The organism is Marivirga tractuosa (assembly GCF_042140215.1).
GTDB classification, from domain to species: domain Bacteria; phylum Bacteroidota; class Bacteroidia; order Cytophagales; family Cyclobacteriaceae; genus Marivirga; species Marivirga tractuosa_A.
On sequence record NZ_CP159478.1, the window covers coordinates 1,098,248 to 1,117,811 of the forward strand.

15 protein-coding genes are annotated in these 19,564 nt (G+C 32.7%); 10 read left to right on the plus strand and 5 right to left on the minus strand.

All coding sequences use genetic code 11. The annotated features are described in order from the left end of the window. Window positions 1–6: 6 nt before the first annotated feature. From ABWH96_RS04990 to cas6, 8 genes are all read left to right on the plus strand, one after another. Entirely contained in the window at window positions 7–888 is an 882-nt protein-coding gene (locus ABWH96_RS04990) for a DUF1735 domain-containing protein (protein WP_375580394.1), read from the plus strand. Window positions 889–1,028: 140 nt separating this feature from the next. Further along, entirely contained in the window at window positions 1,029–1,967 is a 939-nt protein-coding gene (locus ABWH96_RS04995) for a S8 family serine peptidase (protein ID WP_375580395.1), read from the plus strand. Continuing rightward, complete coding sequence (locus ABWH96_RS05000; protein ID WP_375580396.1) at window positions 1,940–4,399, plus strand: S8 family serine peptidase; 2,460 nt, start codon at window positions 1,940–1,942, stop codon at window positions 4,397–4,399. Before ABWH96_RS04995 ends, ABWH96_RS05000 begins: the two co-directional genes overlap by 28 nt. Before the next feature lie 2 nt (window positions 4,400–4,401). Then, window positions 4,402–5,106, plus strand: a complete 705-nt coding sequence (locus ABWH96_RS05005) for a hypothetical protein (protein ID WP_375580397.1) — start codon at window positions 4,402–4,404, stop codon at window positions 5,104–5,106. A gap of 47 nt (window positions 5,107–5,153) precedes the next feature. Continuing rightward, a complete protein-coding gene (locus ABWH96_RS05010; RefSeq protein ID WP_375580398.1) occupies window positions 5,154–7,592 on the plus strand; it encodes a TonB-dependent receptor plug domain-containing protein in 2,439 nt (812 codons plus the stop codon). 70 nt (window positions 7,593–7,662) lie between these two features. Then, window positions 7,663–8,754 carry an AI-2E family transporter gene (locus tag ABWH96_RS05015; RefSeq protein ID WP_375580399.1) on the plus strand — a complete coding sequence of 364 codons (1,092 nt, stop codon included), beginning with the start codon at window positions 7,663–7,665 and terminating at the stop codon, window positions 8,752–8,754. A gap of 13 nt (window positions 8,755–8,767) precedes the next feature. Then, window positions 8,768–9,865, plus strand: coding sequence for a redox-regulated ATPase YchF (gene ychF / locus ABWH96_RS05020; protein ID WP_375580400.1), 1,098 nt, complete (start codon window positions 8,768–8,770; stop codon window positions 9,863–9,865). A gap of 62 nt (window positions 9,866–9,927) precedes the next feature. Beyond that, entirely contained in the window at window positions 9,928–10,707 is a 780-nt protein-coding gene (gene cas6 / locus ABWH96_RS05025) for a CRISPR-associated endoribonuclease Cas6 (protein WP_375580401.1), read from the plus strand. On the opposite strand, the gene ABWH96_RS05030 is transcribed toward cas6, so the two are convergent. Then, entirely contained in the window at window positions 10,685–12,001 is a 1,317-nt protein-coding gene (locus ABWH96_RS05030; protein WP_375580402.1) for a type IX secretion system plug protein domain-containing protein, read from the minus strand. The genes cas6 and ABWH96_RS05030 overlap by 23 nt on opposite strands. 57 nt (window positions 12,002–12,058) lie before the next feature. Here ABWH96_RS05030 and ABWH96_RS05035 point away from each other — a divergent pair, with 57 nt between their 5' ends. Both ABWH96_RS05035 and ABWH96_RS05040 read left to right on the plus strand, forming a co-directional pair. Further along, window positions 12,059–12,607: an RNA polymerase sigma factor gene (locus tag ABWH96_RS05035; RefSeq protein WP_375580403.1), complete on the plus strand. Its 549-nt coding sequence runs from the start codon at window positions 12,059–12,061 to the stop codon at window positions 12,605–12,607. Continuing rightward, the gene (locus ABWH96_RS05040; RefSeq protein ID WP_375580404.1) at window positions 12,591–13,997 is read left to right on the plus strand and encodes an outer membrane beta-barrel protein; all 1,407 of its coding nucleotides are present in this window, start codon (window positions 12,591–12,593) and stop codon (window positions 13,995–13,997) included. Before ABWH96_RS05035 ends, ABWH96_RS05040 begins: the two co-directional genes overlap by 17 nt. A gap of 22 nt (window positions 13,998–14,019) precedes the next feature. Here the strand turns inward: ABWH96_RS05040 and ABWH96_RS05045 are convergent, their stop codons facing one another. The 4 genes from ABWH96_RS05045 to ABWH96_RS05060 form a co-directional block, all read right to left on the minus strand. Beyond that, window positions 14,020–14,445 carry an arsenate reductase family protein gene (locus tag ABWH96_RS05045; RefSeq protein ID WP_375580405.1) on the minus strand — a complete coding sequence of 142 codons (426 nt, stop codon included), beginning with the start codon at window positions 14,443–14,445 and terminating at the stop codon, window positions 14,020–14,022. A 132-nt stretch (window positions 14,446–14,577) separates the two neighbouring features. Beyond that, on the minus strand, window positions 14,578–16,050 hold the full coding sequence (locus ABWH96_RS05050) for a SusD/RagB family nutrient-binding outer membrane lipoprotein (protein WP_375580406.1): 1,473 nt from the start codon (window positions 16,048–16,050) through the stop codon (window positions 14,578–14,580). Window positions 16,051–16,083: 33 nt separating this feature from the next. Continuing rightward, a complete protein-coding gene (locus tag ABWH96_RS05055) occupies window positions 16,084–16,479 on the minus strand; it encodes a hypothetical protein (protein ID WP_375580407.1) in 396 nt (131 codons plus the stop codon). After that, the gene (locus ABWH96_RS05060; RefSeq protein ID WP_375580408.1) at window positions 16,457–19,402 is read right to left on the minus strand and encodes a SusC/RagA family TonB-linked outer membrane protein; all 2,946 of its coding nucleotides are present in this window, start codon (window positions 19,400–19,402) and stop codon (window positions 16,457–16,459) included. Before ABWH96_RS05060 ends, ABWH96_RS05055 begins: the two co-directional genes overlap by 23 nt. Window positions 19,403–19,564: the final 162 nt, after the last annotated feature.

A 19,564-nucleotide genomic window follows, 5' to 3' on the forward strand; every position in this document is an offset into this window, starting at 1 on the left:
TTAGATATGAAGAAAATATTATATATAGTATATATAGCGGTTCTTACACCATTCCTAACGGGATGTTTTGAAGAACCTGGAACTGCAAAATTAATGGATGGACAGGATGATGCTTTTGTGGAATTAGCAGATGTATCTTTACCTGGTGGTTTAAATAAACAGTTCAATGTTGTGTTAGATGGTGAGACAACTACTGGCGAAATAATGGTTGCATTTGGGGGTGCTGTTCAAACATCTGATGTAACGGTAGACTATGAATTTGATGCAGAAAATTCAACAGCTATTGAAGGTGTTGATTTCACTTTTACTTCAACAGGTTCAGTTACAATACCTGCTGGTGAATATTCTGCACCAATAGTTTTCGAGGTAAATGATGATATTTTGGATCCTTCTTTAGAACCTAAAACTATTGCTATTAGAATTACCAATGCTCCAGTGGAGATTAATCAGAATTATGCAGAAGGTACTTTTAACCTTGTAGGACTATGTCCAATCAATGCTGATTTTACTGGTGACTATCTTATCGAAGACGTAACAGGTAGTCCTGCCGGAGGCGGAGGTTCTGTATTTGGTAATGTTGTAGTAGAAGTTGAATCAACAGGAGATGCTTCAAGAGTAATAAAAGGAGTAACATATCTTCCTGGAGCAGGTATAGGTCAACCAGCAATTGATTTTGAATTTGAATTGTTCTGTTCGCAGGCCACTGCTTTAGGAGAACAAGAATCTGCTCTTGCTTGTGATGCTGGTATTCTTTTTGGGCCAGCTGAGGAAGGTGGTATTTTTGACCCTAATGACGATTCATCATTTGAAATTACATTTATAGAAGATGTAAATGACGATTGCGGTGGTGGAGCTAATCCAGTTACAATACGTTTAGTTAAACAATAGATATAAATTTTAATTATTATAAAAAGAGGGGTTTTGCTCCTCTTTTTTTTGCGTATATTTTCAATTTAGTTTAAATGTTAAAGTGAACTATTTATCTGGTATAGAAGTTATATTTTGGCATTATAGAAATCACTACAATTATGAAGAAAATAATTACTACTCTGTGGATGATAATGATTGCAATTAACCTTTTATTTGCTCAAACATTCAACCCCCAGAAATTACAAGAGATAGCCTCAAATGAAAAACAAAATTTAATTGAGCGTAAAGAACGAGTATTAGAATTTTTAAAAACCTCTAATTACAAAAAATCAATCCAATTTGATGATGGAACGAAAGCAATTTTAGTAGATGTCATAGACGGATATCCTCAATATGTGACCACTCATAATCTTCAAGCACGTTACACAACTGGGGTAGAATTTGTACAATCAGAATCAGGCTTAAACTTACCTTTTTATGGTAAAAATATGACAATTGGAGTATGGGATGGAGGTCTTGTACTGAATAGTCATCAAGAATTTGAAAAGAGAATAAAAAATAAATTAGGATCAGAATATAGTAATCACGCAACACATGTTTCGGGTACTATTGCAGCTTCTGGGGTAAATCCTGAGGCAAAAGGGATGTTACCTGAAGTAACTATTCATTCATATTATGCCTTTGAAGATGATTTAGGGCCTATGGCCGAGGAAGCTGCAAATGGATTAATCTTATCAAATCACTCTTATGGGCTTATTTTAGGTTGGCGATATAATGGTGATGCTTGGCAATGGTACGGTCAAGAAAATGGAAAAGATAATCGTTTTGGTTCTTATACAAATGATAGTAGATCTATTGATAATATCGCTTACAATGCACCTTTGTATACCATTGTATGGTCAGCTGGAAATGATAGAAGCGATGTAGGTGATGGAACAAGACCTCCAGATGGTCCCTTTAATATTGTCGGGCCAGCAGCTTCTGCAAAAAATATTATTACAGTAGGTGCAATTACTGGCTTTGAAGAGTATGAAGGACCAAGTTCAGCAGAGATAAGTGGCTTTAGTTCTTGGGCCCTACTAATGATGGTAGAATAAAACCAGATATTGTTGCAGATGGTGTAGGATTACTGTCAGCTGCATCATCTGGTGATGATGAATATGCAACACTGAGTGGAACTTCCATGTCAGCACCTAATGTAACAGGATCTTTAGGGATGATACAAGAGTTTTACAGGCAATCTGCAGACACATTCATGACTGCTGCACAATTAAAATCTTTAGCCATTCATACAGCTAGAGAAGCTGGAAATTCAGATGGCCCAGATTATAAATTTGGATGGGGGATTTTGAATACTATAGATGCTATAAAATTATTGCAAGGAAGAAATAATAAGGACACTCTTTTAACAGAAGCTACTTTAAATAGTGGCGAAGTTCATGAATATGAATTAATTCCTGATAATAAAACTAAACTTACTGCCACTGTTGTTTGGACTGATGTACCTGGTCAAGTAACAGATTTAGGATCATCTACTCCACATTTAGTAAATGATTTAGATCTCCATCTGGAAGATGATGCAGGGAATATATATTATCCATGGAAAATGGATCCTGAAAATTTTGGAGGCTCTGCTAAAAAAGGCGTTAATAGCTTAGATAATGTAGAAAAATTAGAATTTAATGTTCCTGATGTTAGAAAGTATAAATTAGTAGTAAGTCATAAGGGTGAGTTAGAGAATGGTTCTCAAACTTATGCCTTAGCATTGACATACAATAGTACTAATATTGATAATGATCTAGTTTATTGGGTTGATGGGAATGGTGATTATCAATCTGGTTCAAATTTCGCTAGTATTTCAGGAGGAAATAATGAATCATTGGATTTAGCCAATATTAAATCCCTAGCAATTGATGAAAATTCATTTGATGTGGATGGGGATTTAACCCTATCTAATGATTTGGAGCTCGATAATATTATATTTACATCTGATAATGTAATCAATTTTGATTTAGGAGGTAATACACTTATCGTAAATAACGCCATCCATTCAACGGGTCAAAACCTTAAAATTTCAAATGGCAAATTGATTGTAAAACCTATACAAAACAAAAGTATTTACTTAGATTTTGATGGTTCAAATAATTTGACTGTAGAATTGGATAATGAGGGAAGCTATTCAATTGAAAGTGATATCAATACAGCTCAATTAAATATAATTTCTGGAGAGTATGATTTCCGTAACAGATCATTATCCTTAGGAGGTATTAATTTATTTGAGAATTCTAAAGCTCTATTTGAGAAAAATATTATAAACTTGACAGGATTGTTATACAATTCTACAGAAAACACTGAATTTAATGAGAATAAGTGGTTTTTAAATGAAGCTATAATAACATCAGATTTTCCTCTTTCAACAACTGATACACTTGAAACAGCTGGTGATAATTCTGTTACAGGAGATTTAAAATTCAGTAAGATTATAGCTAATTCGAAAATTGAAATTTTCAATAAATTACAGGTAGATAGTATTGAATTTAATGATGGCTCGGATTTTGTAATTAATAATGAAGATTCATTGATTGTCCATAAAGGAATTTCCTTTAATGGTAGTCAGGCTAAACGTATTTCTGGTTCAAATACTAATCTTTTGGCTAATTTAGAATTTACTTTTAGGTCTAAACTTTGCGTAGATAACTTATCAGTTAGTAATATTCATTTCACATCACAATCAGTTTTGAATTTAGTTTCAAATGCATCTATAAGCAATTCTGTAAACGTATTAGAATTACCTTGTGAAGAATTGATTTTTCCAGATTTTAGAGTTTCATCTAATTGTGTAAATAGTCTGATTTATTTGGAAAACTTTTCTGATGGAGACATTGAAAATTTTGAGTGGGACTTTGGAAATGGTATAGAATATGAAGGAGTAAATAATGTAGAAAATCCAGTTGTTTGGTTTGAGGAAGCAGGAGAATATGAAATAAAGCTCACAGCATCTAACGAACTTCAAACAGCTGAATATGTAAGGAACATTAATGTTTCAGAAAATAGTGTGGATCCAGTTGAAATTATAGAAAACCAACAAGGTTTAGTTGCTACTGTTTCGGGAGCAGAATATCAATGGTTTAAAGACGGCATAGAAATTGATGGGGAAACTGAAAGAGTGTTAAGTATTGACTTTGAGTCTGGAATTTATAACGTAGCATATTTTAGTGATTCAGAGGATGGTTGTAAATCAAGGGTTTCTGATTCATTTGAATATATTGTTACTTCAAATACTGAGAAAATTGATGATAATGTTAAGCTTTATCCAAATCCAGTTAACAATACATTAACCGTAAAAAACTTTGAAAATTTCGAAAATTTTCGAATTTTTGAATTCCAAGGTAAAATGGTACATTCGGATTTTATAGAAAATGGATCTAATTTAATTGAAATAGATGTTAATGAATATAATTCTGGCTTATACTTTATTGAACTTTTAGGAAAAAATAAATCTATCAAACTTAAATTTATAATAGAATAAATATGAAATTATTAAAAACAGGTGTTTTACTAGTAACAGTTTTTTTATTTAGTCAGTATTCTTATTCCCAAATCAGTAATGTATCGGAAGTAGGAGGTAAACCTATTATGACTAAAAAATATAACAAAATTGAAGGTTCACCTTATTACTTCGGCACTGATACATGGATGGACGGTACATTACATACTGCAGATGGTAAAAAAATTGAGGATATTCCTATTCGTTATAATGGCTATGATAATGAAATAGAGTATAGAAAGGATGGTAACGTTTTAATTATCGATAATTACAATTTAAAAGGAGTTGATTTTTATCATAGTTCAGATAGTGATGGGAAAAAGACTAAATATGAATTTAGAAATGGGTTTCATGTAGCTGGTGAAATTGAAAAAACAGATTTCTATAATGTCATCTATCAAGGTGAAAACTTATCTTTAATAGAGGAGTTTAAGGTGATTGAAACCAGAGTGACCCCTGCATCTTATGGTGCCAGCGAGTACAAAAAATTTGTTAATGATAAGAGGACTTATTTAATCGTAAATGATAAATTAGATAAGTTTAAGAGTCGAAAAAGAGATTTTTATAATATTGCTCCAGATCAAAAATCAGAAATTAAGAAACAAATTAAAAAGAATGATCTAGACTTAAATAATGAAAATCACATTTACTTTTTATTGGAATATATCGACAATAATTTAATCCAATAATATAATTAGAACCCCAAAATTTTATCAGCCAACCTAAAATTATTTTCGTGAAGAATTTGAAATTATTGTTGAGCATTGTATTAATCGTACAATGTTCAACTACTTTTGCCCAAAAATTTTCTGCACAGGAAGTAGCAGATTCTATAAAAAATCATTTTGATGTTAATCCTATAGAAAAGGTTTATCTGGATTTAGACAAATCTAACTATGTTTCCGGAGAAACTATTTGGTTTAAAGGATATGTCACAGCTGGTTATTTCAATCAATTCTCTCCTTTAAGTAAAGTTGTTTATGTTGAATTAATCGATCCTAAAAATCAATTGGTTAAGAGAGTAAAATTTTATTCTGATAATGGAATAGGAGATGCTTTTATTGAACTCCCTAAAGATTTAGAAACAGGAAAGTATTTGCTAAGGGCTTATACGACCTGGATGAGAAATCGTCCCGAAGAGTACTTTTTTCTAAAAGAGGTAAATATTTTTAATTTATTTGAAGAAGAGACTGAAACTCAAGTTTCTAGTCAAAAGGAAAAGTCTCCAGAAGTTAGTTTTATGCCTGAAGGTGGAGAATTAATTGATGGAATACAATCAAGAGTCGCATTTAAAGCGTTAAATTCTGAAGGCTATGGAGAAGAGGTTTCAGGTACGTTATTCGATAAAAATGATGAAACAGTTACCAGTTTCAAAAGTATGCACCTCGGAATGGGTGAATTTTCTTTTTTACCTGATATAAATAATAGCTATTATGTTGTCTTGGATAACAATCCTGAAACAAAAATTCAATTTCCAGAGGTAAGAAAAGAAGGGCTATCCATTTATTTGATGAATTTACCACAATTAAAAGATGTCAGATTCAAACTATCATCTAAAGGTATTAATGAAGAGTGTTTTATCATTACCCATAGTAGGGGAGTGCCTACTTATGTTGCAAGTACAAAACTAAATGGTGCAGCAGTTTCTGGAATGATACCAAAAGACAATTTTTTACCAGGAGTAAACTACATGACCATATTTAATAAAGATGGTATCCCCTTAGCAGAAAGGTCTTTTTTCATTAATTCAGTTCCTTCTTTTGATTTACAAATTGAAAGTGATAGAGAGGTTTATAATAAAAGAGATAAGATAAAGTTAAAAATATTGGCGGATAATGCAGGTGAAGGAATTGAGAGCTATCTATCCTTATCCGCAACAAATAATAATGAAGTATTAATTGATAATGAGGAAGATAATATTAAATCATATTTTTATTTAACCAGTGATTTAAAAGGATACATTGAATCTCCAGCTACCTATTTTAACGAAACTTATGATAATAGCTGGAAAAGACTTGATTTATTAATGATGACCCAAGGTTATACTTCTTTTAATTGGGATAAGATTTTAAGAAATGATGCAAATCAATTAAAATTTAAAATAGAACAAGCACTTTCTGTAAGCGGTAATTTAAATACAGATATATTTAAAAAACCAGCAAAAGGTGGCTCAGTTAGCTATATCATCCAAGATAGTTCTAAAATTTTCAATAAAGTAGATGTAAACGATGACGGTAGTTTTGAAGTTAATGATTTGTTTTTCACTGGAGAAAAGGCCATTGTTTTAACTGGAAAAGATAAAAAAGGAAAACCTAATGTTGAAATTTCAATAGATTCGATTAAAAATTATCCTAATTTAGCAACAGCTCAACATCAAATTTCAGGTACTCTTTCTGAGTTCCAGAGGAAATCAATTCAAAAAACATTGGAAAGGAAAGAGATCGATGCTTCATACAATTTTGAAAATAATTTTGAGACCTTAGATGAGGTTACTGTAAAAGCAGATAAAATCACTAAAAAAGATGAGGTAAATAATATTTTTGGCCCAGGTGATAATTCTCTAGATCTTACAGAATTAGATATAAGCGAAACAGCTCAACACCCCTTAGAATTAATTAGGGGAAGAGTAGCGGGGGTTCGTATTTCGGGTAGTGTTGTAAATTGGCAAGTCGAAATAAGAGGTCCTGGTTCTATCAATTCAAGTACCACCCCTTTAATATTAGTTGATAATGTTCAGGTCCCTTTAGATTTTTTGAATACTATTCCTGCAAGACAAATTCAATCTGTTGAAGTTTATAAAGGTGCCTCTGCAGCTATATTTGGTGTGAATGGTGCCAATGGCGTATTATCATTTTACACTAAACCAGGTGGAGAAGATTTTAGTACTTATGAAGCTGGAAATGCTGCAACTACTATAATAACAGGATATCAGGAATTTAGGGAGTTTTATAGCCCTGATTATTCTGTGAAAAAGGATGAACATGCCAAGCCAGATAAAAGAGCAGTTTTGCATTGGGATCCTATGATAAAAACTAATGAAGATGGTGAGTATATGGTTGAATTCTACACCTCTGACGAAGAAATGGACATTACTGTCATGATAGAAGGGATGACGCAAGCTGGACAAGTAGGAATGGCTACTACCACCCTCAAAGTAAGAAATTCTTCAGAATAAATTATAACTCATAAAAAATGGAAGGCATTTATTGCCTTTCATTTCGCTATTTATCTATTATCTTAGAGTTGTGAATAGACTCAAACCCATTTTGTATTTGTTTGGAGGAGCTTTATTGCTTTATCTGATAAGCTTACTTTTTTCTGATATATTAATTTATATCATCATTTCTTTAATTATATCCACTATTCTGCGGCCACTTGTTGGTTATCTGAATAGCCTATATTTCTATGGCTACAAATTGCCAAAAATTGTAACGATTTTCTTGGCATTTTCAGTCCTAATAGGTTTTATCGTACTTTTTATCGGGCTTTTCATTCCTTTAGTGTCTGAGCAAATCCAGATTTTGAGTAAGCTGGATTATGACAATTTATACAGTAAAATCACCACCCCATTTCAGTCAGTAGAGGCTTTTTTAATATCTTCAATACCTAATATTGGCAACGAAGGTTTTATTATAGATAGACTTAAAGAAAGCATTGTCAAATTTGTGCAAACTGTAGATTTTAGTTACGTGATAAATAATTTTATTTCGATAACAGGAAGTATTTTTGTTGCTATTTTGGCTGTAGTTTTCATTTCCTTTTTTCTTTTGTATGAAAAGGGCTTAGCTAGAAGAAAATTTATTCAACTAATTCCAAATAAATATTTTGAAGTGTCAATTGGCGCTATTTATAAGATTGAAAAATTATTATCCAACTATTTATTAGGTCTGTTATTTCAGATGATTTCTATTTTTACAATTGCCTCTGTGGGCTTAAGTATTTTTGGGATAAAATATGCTGTTACGATAGCTGTTTTCGCTGCTGTAGCCAACCTGATTCCTTATGCAGGACCTATTTTAGGAGCAAGTTTTGGAATAATAGTAGGTGTAACTACAGGAGGGATTTTTGAATTTAGTAATGAACTGTTGTTTTTGGTAATAAAGATTGTCTCAGTTTTTGCCGTAGTGCAGATTACAGATAATATAGTTTTGCAGCCACTTATTTTTTCAAAAAGTGTAAAAGCACATCCTTTAGAAATATTTGTTATTATCTTTGCAGGTGCATCCTTGGCTGGGGTGATTGGTATGGTAGCGGCCATACCAGTTTATACAGTTATTAGAGTTGTTTTGATTGAGCTCTATCAAGGATACAAACAATATAAAATATTTCAGAATTAACTAAATTATTTTCATGGGATTACAATGCGGGATAGTAGGTTTACCAAATGTAGGTAAATCAACCTTATTTAATGCGCTTTCAAATGCAAAAGCAGAAGCGGCAAATTTTCCATTTTGTACGATAGATCCAAATGTTGGGGTTATTAGTGTTCCTGATGAAAGGTTAACAATTTTAGAGGAATTGGTTAATCCTGATAAGGTAGTGCCAACTATAATCGAATTTGTGGATATAGCAGGCTTGGTTGAAGGCGCTAGTAAAGGCGAAGGTCTAGGAAATAAGTTTTTGGGTAATATTAGAGAAGTAGATGCTATTGTTCATGTAGTGAGATGCTTCGAAGATGATAATATAACTCACGTTTCTGGCCGAGTGAATCCTGTGGCTGATAAAGATATTATTGATACTGAACTCCAATTGAAAGATTTGGATTCAGTTGAGAAGAAAATCCAAAAAACTGAGAAAATAGCTAGGTCTGGGGATGCTAATGCCAAAAAAGAAATGGCAATTCTAAATCAATATAAAACAGTTTTAGAGGATGGTAAAAATGCAAGGACTTTAAAGCTTACCAAGGAAGAAAAAGAACCTGTAAGAGATTTGATGCTGCTGACCGACAAACCGGTTATCTATGTCACGAATGTTGAAGAATCGGCTGCAGTTAGCGGGAATGAATGGGTTGAGAAGTTTAAAGAATATGTAAAAGATGAAGAAGCAGAAGTTATAGTAGTAAGTGCTGCTATTGAGGCCCAGATTGCAGAATTTGATGATCTTGATGAAAAAGCTATGTTTTTGGAAGAGTACGGCTTAAAAGAGTCAGGTTTAAATAAATTGATTAGAGCTTCTTATTCTATTTTGGACTTAATCACATATTTCACTGCAGGTAAACAAGAAGTTCGAGCATGGACCATCAAAAAAGGTTGGAAAGCTCCACAAGCTGCTGGAGTTATTCATACAGACTTCGAAAAAGGCTTTATCAAAGCGGAAGTAATTAAATTAGACGATTATCAAAAGTATAAAACGGAACAGGCTTGCAAAGAAGCTGGAAAGATATCAATAGAAGGTAAAGAATATGTGGTTAAAGATGGTGATATCATGCATTTTAGATTTAATGTGTAAATTTTCTTAGAAATTTTAAAACAATTTTATTTCACGGGTGGTCTTAAAAATAAAAGAAGGTCGTGAGAGTAAGATTAATTTTTAAAAATAAGGAGAAAGGTGCTACGGTTCCATTCCATCACCAATACTATTTGTTTAGATTTTTTAAAGGGCTGATTAAAAAATGTGGTAAGGAAGAATTTAATAACTTCAATCATTACAATTTTTCAGGACTGAAAGGTCAAACAACCGTTAGTAAATCAGGATTGCATTTTTACAGTTCTAAGATAACTGTGGTTTTTTCTTGCTCTAACCAAGATTTTATTGATTCCATAATTGAGGTATTATTTACTCTTCCAGAAATTAAACTAAATGGATTAACCATAATTCCTGATTCTGTTGAACTTGAAAATGAAATTGAATTTAAGGTAGAAACAAAATACATCTGCATTTCTCCTTTAATTTTGTTAACTCCAGAATTTTCAAGTGATGAAGGTAAAAAATTCATTCACCCAGATTCAAGTGAATTTGTAGATAAATTAAGAAAAGCCTTGTTAGACAAGAATGAATTAAATGATTTTGGAGGCTTTGATTTTTATCCTGATGGAAATTATTTGAAAAAGTTAGAAGATAGAGGTAAAAAATATTCAAGGGTATACCCCCTTTTTGATCAAGACATTCCATATGAGGTTAGGGGATATACTTTTCCCTTTACCTTAAAAGGATCTCCAGAGCTTCATAAATATCTGTTTGAGTGCGGACTAGGTTTGTTTAATGACAAAGGCTTTGGAATGTTAGATTTGGCTGAAGTAACCCCAGGAAGTAAAACTCAACCGTATTTCACTGGGCAGCTCGCGAATTAAATTTGGTATAACCAATTAATCTATCATATCTTAATTGAGAATTTTTATAATATATTAAAATGTCATAAGTGTTTTCAGTATTGAAATAACTACCATCTATAGCGTTAATATCTTTATTTTCAACATAGTAATTGTACTCGTAATAACCCTGTTTTAGAAGTAGACTATTTTGATACATACCAGTATTAGTGTTATATTTCATTCTATTAACATTCTCTAACTGCCAATTATTAAATTCACCAACAATATAGATGTCTCCAAAATCTTGAGAGGCATTTAGTTTAAACTCAGTTATGAAATAGTCTGAAACCAAAGCAGTGTTGGGTCTTTCTCTATTTCCAATTGCAAAAGTTCCATTTCTATCTTCCCATTCCCGATATGCTTCTGAAGCTCTCACTCCATCAGCTCTTAGCGTAATAGATATTGGTTTAGTCTCTTTATTGATATTAGCCACTCCATTACCTTTAAAATTAACAGTCGAGATATCGATAAATCTAAATTCATTATTTCCAGGGAAATTTAATTCTCCATTATAGAATTCATAAACCAAGCGCTTATTACCATCTGTAATCCGTAATGGCTCAGGAGCTTTTTTGGAATATAACCAATTGTTGTTTTGCCTGATTACTGGATAAATATCAGTTCCAGCATTTATTACATTTATGTTGTTGAGAAGAACTTCAAAATCAAGTTCTTGATGTGTTCTTCTTTTTGAAACCACATCTGAAGCCGAAATCTTATAATTTATACCTGCTTTGTTCTCATGAACCATAAAGCGTTCACTTAAGATGATATTTTCTTCATCATTATCTTGAAAAACTACTATAAGGTAATTTCCAGAAAGTTTTACCCTAGGAACCTCCCATTCATAATGGATATAACCTAATTTGGTATCAAAGGAGAATTCGAATTCGCGTATAGGAAATTGGTTGAATTCTTCAAGATAGTCCATGGATTGGATATTGCTTTTTGAGGTCCAATCCTTATTACAATGAATTATCTTAGCCGAATATTGCTGTTGTTGATCATTAATATCATCGAAAGTCAAGAGTAAACGATCATTCCCTCCTAACTCTATGACAGTGTTATTGGTTGATACCATTTGACTTCCTTTAAAATGCACAAGCTGAACAGTTTTAATTCTCTCCTTGTAATTTTTGTTCTCAAAAGACAAATCTGGATAATAATTTGTTCTAGGAGTATTAGTGCTGTTAGTAGATTGTACTGGTACACAGGCACTAAGCGAGCCAAAAATATATAAAACTGTAATTAAATTATAAAAATAATGTTTCATTCCAACCTTTAATTTGTAATTTGGGTCTAATATAAACAGAATCCTTAAGGTTTTGTCATGCCTAGAACCAAAGAACTTATAAAAGGTTGCCAAAATGGTGACAGAAAGAGTCAATACGAACTCTACCAGCAATTTTCCTCAGGGATGATGGCGGTAGCATTGCGTTATTCAAAATCAACTTTAGAAGCAGAAGATATTTTACAAGAAGGATTTATTAAGGTATTTGAAAACATTAAAAAATTCAGAGGTGATTCAAGCTTAGGTTATTGGATTAAAAGAATTATAATTAATACGGCCCTTAATCATCAAAGAAGTAAATTGTATCTATATCCGATGGTTGACGTAGAAGACGTAAAGGAAGGAATCAACTCACTTTCGGTAGATAATTTGGCAGTAGAAGATTTAATGGATTTAGTTCAATCTTTACCAACCGGTTGTCAAGTAATTTTTAATCTTTATGCAGTTGAAGGTTATCAACATAAAGAAATTGCAGAAATGCTTGAGATAAGTGTTGGGACTTCAAAGTCTCAATATGCAAGGGCAAGAAAAATATTAATGGAACAATTAGATAAGCAAAATAAGTGGGGGAATGAAAGATTTCAATAAAGATAAATTTAATGATTCTATTCGCAGAAAATTTTCTGAAGCTGAAGTTCAGCCAGGAAATAATGTATGGGAAGGTATAGAAGCTGAACTGCTGAAGCAGGATAATAAGATAATGAAGAGAAAAGCAATGTTCTACAGAAATGTGGCAGCAGCTGTTATTTTTATTGCTTTAATTTCTATTTATTTCAATTTACAGGATTTCACCTTTGCTAATACTCAAAATACTACTTTAACACCAGTTGAAATAGATTCAAAAAACGAACAAATATTTTTTAGTGAAAATGATGTGCTTCTAAGTAAACCAGAGGCTTTTGATAACTCAGAAGATGTTGGTAAAGAAATATATATACGAGAAAAGAGCTCAGAGAAATCTACTTTTGCTTCATTAGATAATGTTAATACTAATAATGATTTTTCAGGTCAAATAGTAGGGATTACTGATAATGAAAAAATAGTTTATGGTTCTTCAAATAACAATTTGATTGCCTCTATAGCTAAGGTTGAAAATATAACTCCTAGTGTTTTTGAATTACCTGAGTTAAAGGTTGAAGTAAAAGAGGTATCTTATTTTGCTGTTAGTAATTTGGATAAACCTAAAGACAAATCAGGAGTTTCTTGGAATACGAATGTAAATATTGGCTCAGGTAATTTTAATCCAAATTCGGAAATTACGGAATCACCATTGTTTCCTGCAGTAAATACTTTGAATAATCCGGGATCAAGTGCTCGTACAACAGGTGATGATGCTTCATATTCTAATCAAGAAAGGAATGCAGTTGAGGACTTAAGTTCGGCTCCTATGCAAGGAAATATTTCCTTTACTTTTGGATTGAATTTTGGAGTTGATTTAACTGAAAAATGGAATATTAAATCAGGCCTGCAATATGGAGCATATCGTACTTCTTCCTCAAGTAGCACTGTTTTAAGAGATAGAAATAGCGATGAGTTGTATCCTTTTCATGGCGCGAGTAGTTCAACAGCAATTTCAGACGGAAGAGTTGTTAACGTTACCTCAGAATACGATTTACAAAGTGATTTTCAGATATTAACCATTCCTTTAATGGCTTCCTATAAAGTTATTGATAGGAAATTTGATGTATCACTGGTTGCTGGCTTGTCAGCTGATTTTATTATTAAAAATACTTTAAAGGCAGGAAGTGATCAGATAAATGAAATTAAATTTCATCAAAATGATAAGCAGTCTTACAAAAATTTATTTGCAAGTAGCATGGCTGGAATTGAGATAAGTTATCCTTTTGCTGATAAATATGCAGTTAGTATAATGCCTACTTATAAAAGAGCGTTGTCAAATATTACAACTGATGAAGCTACTTTTAATAGTATGCCAGCATTTATAGGCTTAAATATGAGCTTGGCATACATGTTTTAATCAAATCAGAAAACAGAATTAGTTATTCATCAGATTCGCCTTTATTAGCTAAGTGGTTTTTGATTTCTTCAAAAGCCATATCCATTTCATTAAAGTCATAAGGAGACTTTATAAAACGAGCATATTTTGCTGAATCAATAATAGGGGTTTTGATGATTTGAGGATGATCTTTTATCATTTGTAAAAGATCATTATCATCAAAATCCTTACCTTCTAGTTCATCTTGGTAGTAATCATTATTTTCATCAATCAAATCTTTAACAGCTACCTTAAGTTTTTGAGCAAGTTCAGCCCATTGTCGTTCGGTTATAACTTCCTTGTCCAAGTCTATTGCATTAATGTAATGCTGATCTAGAGATTTTGCATAACCATAGGCTTCACGCTCCTTTATTTGAGTGCTGTTATATATAAATTTGATTTCCATATCTGATTTATTATTTGTTTCCATATTTATAAAACTGACTAAGTTGATGGAAGTTTCAATTTCCTATTGTTTATAAAAGTTTTAATAAAAAAAGCTCTATTAAATTGCTTAATAGAGCTTTTTCGATGATTGTGTATATAATAATTTATCTTATATTTATTCTACTAGCCAAATTGAAGCATTTATATCATTAGAACCACCAAGTTTATCCACAGCATCATTGTAATTGGCAGCATTTAAACTTTGTTCTTGCCCAGGGTATCTAAATCTCATGGGTAAATTATTATTATTAAGATTATCACAGGGAGCACTTAAAAATGGAATTCCATTAAAGCTCATTCCGCTTTCTACATACCATCTTCTTAGTTCGAAGAATGGTTCTAATCCTACAAAGTATAATGAAAGCCATTTTTGCTCCCATATATCTGTCACTTCATTGTAAGCTACTCCTGAGTTATTGTAATAGTCATTGAAATCAGTATATCCATAAGGAGTATAATTTACTTGATAATAATCCATTGAAGCCTGAATACCTGCCTGGTAATGGGTTTCTATATCATCACTGATCCATCCTTTTGCAGCTGCTTCAGCTAATAAAAATTCTACTTCTGAATAGCTGAGAATAATTCCATCTGCATTACCTATTCCTAAGCTTTCAGCCGTAGTTTGCGCATCATCATTATAATATGCTGCCCCAATTCTTGATCCTGACTTCCCGCATGATCCAGCTCCACTTACAGCTCCTGAAAATTCAGGATTGTCATAATTATCGTTGTCTGGTCTTGCATATCTGGACAATCTAGGGTCTCCATAATTTTCCATTACGGTTAATGATGTTTCGCTTAAAGCTACTGCATCAAAATCTCCTGTTTTTAATTGTATTAGTGGAAATTCATTAGGAAATGTATTTAAATATTCTAAAATAGCATTGTCTTCATTAGAGGTAAATATATTTCCTGCTGAAACAATGTTATTAAACTGATTGCCAGCATTGCTGATGTTCTCGCTTGCTGTCATCAATAATCTTAATCGTAGAGAGTTAGCAAATTTTTGCCACTTAGCAGCATCCCCACTGTATAGAATATCTCCTTCTATGCTTCCACTTCCATTTGCAAGAAGATTGCTAGCCCTTTCTAATTCAGACAGAATATCTGTGTAAATATCTTCTTGCGAATCGTAAGCAGGAGTTAAAGTATTATTATCTCCATCGATTGCCTCTGAATAAGGGATATCGCCATATGCATTTGTTAAGTTAGCAAATATCCAAGACCTCAATACTATGGCAGCACCTTCTTGCAGTTCATTTCCTGCTTCTATTGCTCCCATTTCTACTCCTTTAACATCGGTCAAACTGCCATACAAACCTTCCCAAACTGTAGGAAAAGCATTCCAATTATAGGTATCAGCCTCAGTACGCAAAGTTTTTGAAGTCAATTGACCAATGTTATTTCCCAATAGAAAGGATTCATTCACCATCGTATTAACGCTTTGACGAATTGCAGATGGCATAAGTACACTTGGAGCTACTTCAGTAGGCTCATTCGGGTTTTCATTAAATTCTTCAAATTTCTCGCATGAAGTGAAAATGAAAACCCCGAGAAATATTAAAATAATTTTATCGAGTTTCATATCTATAATGTTTTTAAAGTTTATCATAATGATTTAGAAGCTTAGGTTAATATTAACTCCATAACTTCTGGTAGAAGGCAACTGAGTACTTTCAAAACCATTAACAAAAATTCCATTTCGAATAGAATATGTTTCTGGATCAATTGTAGGGACTTTAGAAAATAATAAAAGATTTCTACCTATCAATGATACTCTAGCACTGCTTAAACCAAGATTTTTAATCATATCTGTGGGTAAATCATACCCTATTTTTAATTCTCTTAATTTAAAATAAGTAGCATCATGAGTTGCGGCTTCTATATTATCTCTATTGAAACCATTACCATAATAGTTGTAGAAATAACCTGTATAGTTAGCTCCACCTATTGGAACTACCACATCATTTTCTACTAAGTTTCCATCACCATCATATTTCCATCCTGGTTCCAACTATTCCTCCTTCTTGTTCTAATGTATAAATAGGATCTCCATTGGCATCATAGGATACTGAATAAACTGTTCTGCCATCTAAAGAAGATAATGGTAAATTAGGATCATTATTATTGGTGATGGTACCTCCTGTATTATAAAGAGCATGTGATCTATTGTATATTTTACCACCAATTTGTCCATCAAAAAGAAAGCTAAAATTCAATCTTTTATATTGGAATGAATTGTTGATTCCTAATCTTAAATCAGGTTGAAAACTACCTGCTGATACTTTCTCTTCCGTATTAAGAGGAAGACCGTTTTCATGAATTACTCTGCCATCAGGCCCTCTTTGGAAACCTAATCCGTAAAGTTGACCTAATAACTCACCTTCTTCTGCTACATACTCTAAGTCAGCTCCACCTTCGTCTCCGGGGAAAACATCCGCTACAATTGAATACCTTCCACTTTCAATTACATCTGGTAAAGATTCTACTATTGCTCGGTTTCTACCAGCATTTAAAGTAACATCCCAGCTAAAATCATTTGTTTCAAGTACTCGAGCGGCTAAAGTTAATTCTAAGCCTGAATTTCTGATTTCACCACCATTTGTTAAGTTGAAATCATATCCACTAGTTTTTGCTATTGGCAATCGAATAACTTGATTGAAACTCAACATATTATAATAAGTAAAATCTATTCTATATCTTCCTTTGGCCAATCGGGTATCTATACCCACTTCAGTAGCTCTGGTTCTTTCATTTCTAAGATTTGGATCAGCAATGGTTCTACTCGTTGTATAAGCTGCCTGTCCACCAAAGGCTGCTTGTGGAGTGTAAGTGTTACCAAAAGCATAAGGAGGAGCACCATTTCCTACTTCAGCATAAGAACCTTTAAGTTTTACAAATGAAAAAGGCTGTGGCATATCCAATAGATCAGATAAAATAGCACTCATGGCAACTGAAGGATAACCGAAACTATAATTGGAATCCTCTATACCCTTTATTGGACTAACTAAAGTACTGTTCCAGTCATTCCTGTAAGATGCATCCAAAAATAGACTGTTTAAATAGCTTAAAGTAAATGTTCCAAACAAGCTATTAATACCTGTTCTGGTTTTCTGGGATTCAACCAAAACTCCTGATCTGGCATTGGTTAAGGAATAAATACTAGGCCCTGTACCAAAAACTTCAAGCTGAGGATTGTTGGCAATTAAATTATCAGCTTCTTGTCTCATAATATTACCACCTAGTTTCACATCAAAATCAAAATCAGAGTAATTATCTGTATCAGTATGATAGCCCACTAAAAATTCAGCATTAGTTTCGTAGAAAGATATCTCATCTTCTCTATAGCTACCTAATAAAACTCCTTTAGTAGATGGAGCTCTTCTAAATTGTCTTCCTTCGTTTAAAACGTCAGCTCCGTATCTGAATCTTGCACTGAAGTTTTTATTGAATTCATATTCAATTTTAGCATTTGAAATAAATCTACTGCTTTGAAATGAATTGGTGTTTTCCTGGGCAATTAACCATGGATTATTTACCCAAAGATCTTCCACATATCGTTGCTGAATACCTTCTCTACCTGGTTGCCAATAATTTCGTAAGTCATCGATTTCAACTTGTCTTGGATACCAAAGCCATCCGTACATTACTGAAGAAGATTCATCATAACCCGCATTTGGGATATTTCCTGAGCCAGAATTAACATACATAGCATTAACACGAGCTTTTAGTTTATCATCTAAGAATCTTCTACCAATGCTTAATTGAATTGTATTTCTTTGTAAATTGGTGTTAGGAACAATCCCTTCATTACTTAAATTGGTATAAGAAATTCTTGAATCACCATCCTCAGTACTGTTGTTCAATGCAATATTATTTATTGAGGTAAAGCCAGTTCTAAAGAAATTCCTTACATTATTAGGAGCAGCTGTAAACGGCACTGCCTCACCATCTGAATTAAACTGTTTGATATTCTGACCATTCATCCTTGGCCTCCAGTTTTCTCCATAGGCTTCATAATATTCATTATCACCTATGTAATTGGAACCATCTAGGTAGCTATATTTACCACCTCCACCAAAGCCATATTCATTCTGGTAATCTGGTAATTTCAGAACGCTTTCAAACATATTACTGGAATTCACCTCTAATCCCCATTCACCTTCAGCATCTGCACCTGTCTTAGTTTCTATTAGAATAACACCATCGGCTGCTCTAGAACCATATAAAGCAGATGCTGCTGAACCTTTCAAAACATTTATAGATTGGATGTCATCAGAATTTACGATTTGAGAAGCATTTCCAAAGTCAATGGTAGTAGATCCATTTAAACCGTCATCAAAACTGTAAAGATCATTGGTAATTGGCATACCATTAACTACATATAGCGGTTGATTATTACCAAGTAAAGAAGAAGTACCTCTAATATTTACATTTGCGGAGGCTGTTGGGCCACTGCTACTCCCTGTAATATAAACGCCTGATAATTTACCTGCTAAAGCATTCATAGGATTATTAGCCTTCACATCAGATACTTGCCTACTATCCACTTGTTGTACAGAGTAACCCAATGCTTTTTCTTCTCTCTCCACGCCTAAAGCAGTCACTACAACTTCACCAAGTTGCTTTACATCTTCTTTAAGCATTACATTTATTTCAGATTTGGAGCCTACTTTAACTTGCTTCTTTTTATAACCGATAGCACTAAATACTAAAGTGTTTTGGTTTGAAGGAACTTCTATTTTGAAATTACCTTCAAAGTCGGTTACTGTTCCATCTTGTGTCCCCTTGATTAGAACTGTTGCTCCAGGAATTCCTGAGCCTGAAGCCTCTGTTACACTTCCGCTTACTACACGTCCTTGCGCTTGCAAGCTTTCATAAGTTAAAATTGAGAGGGTAAAACAGATAAGTAATACCCTTAAGTAAAATTTTCTCATAGTAATTAGCTTTTAGATTAAAAGATTAATTTTCTTGCTTATTGACTAATCGAAATACAAAGCTATTTAAAAAAATAGAGCATTAAAAAGAGTCTCGGGTTAGTAGTGATTTTGAAGTCACTTGGATATTCTTTTCAAAAGAATTAACCCGAAATTTGCCTT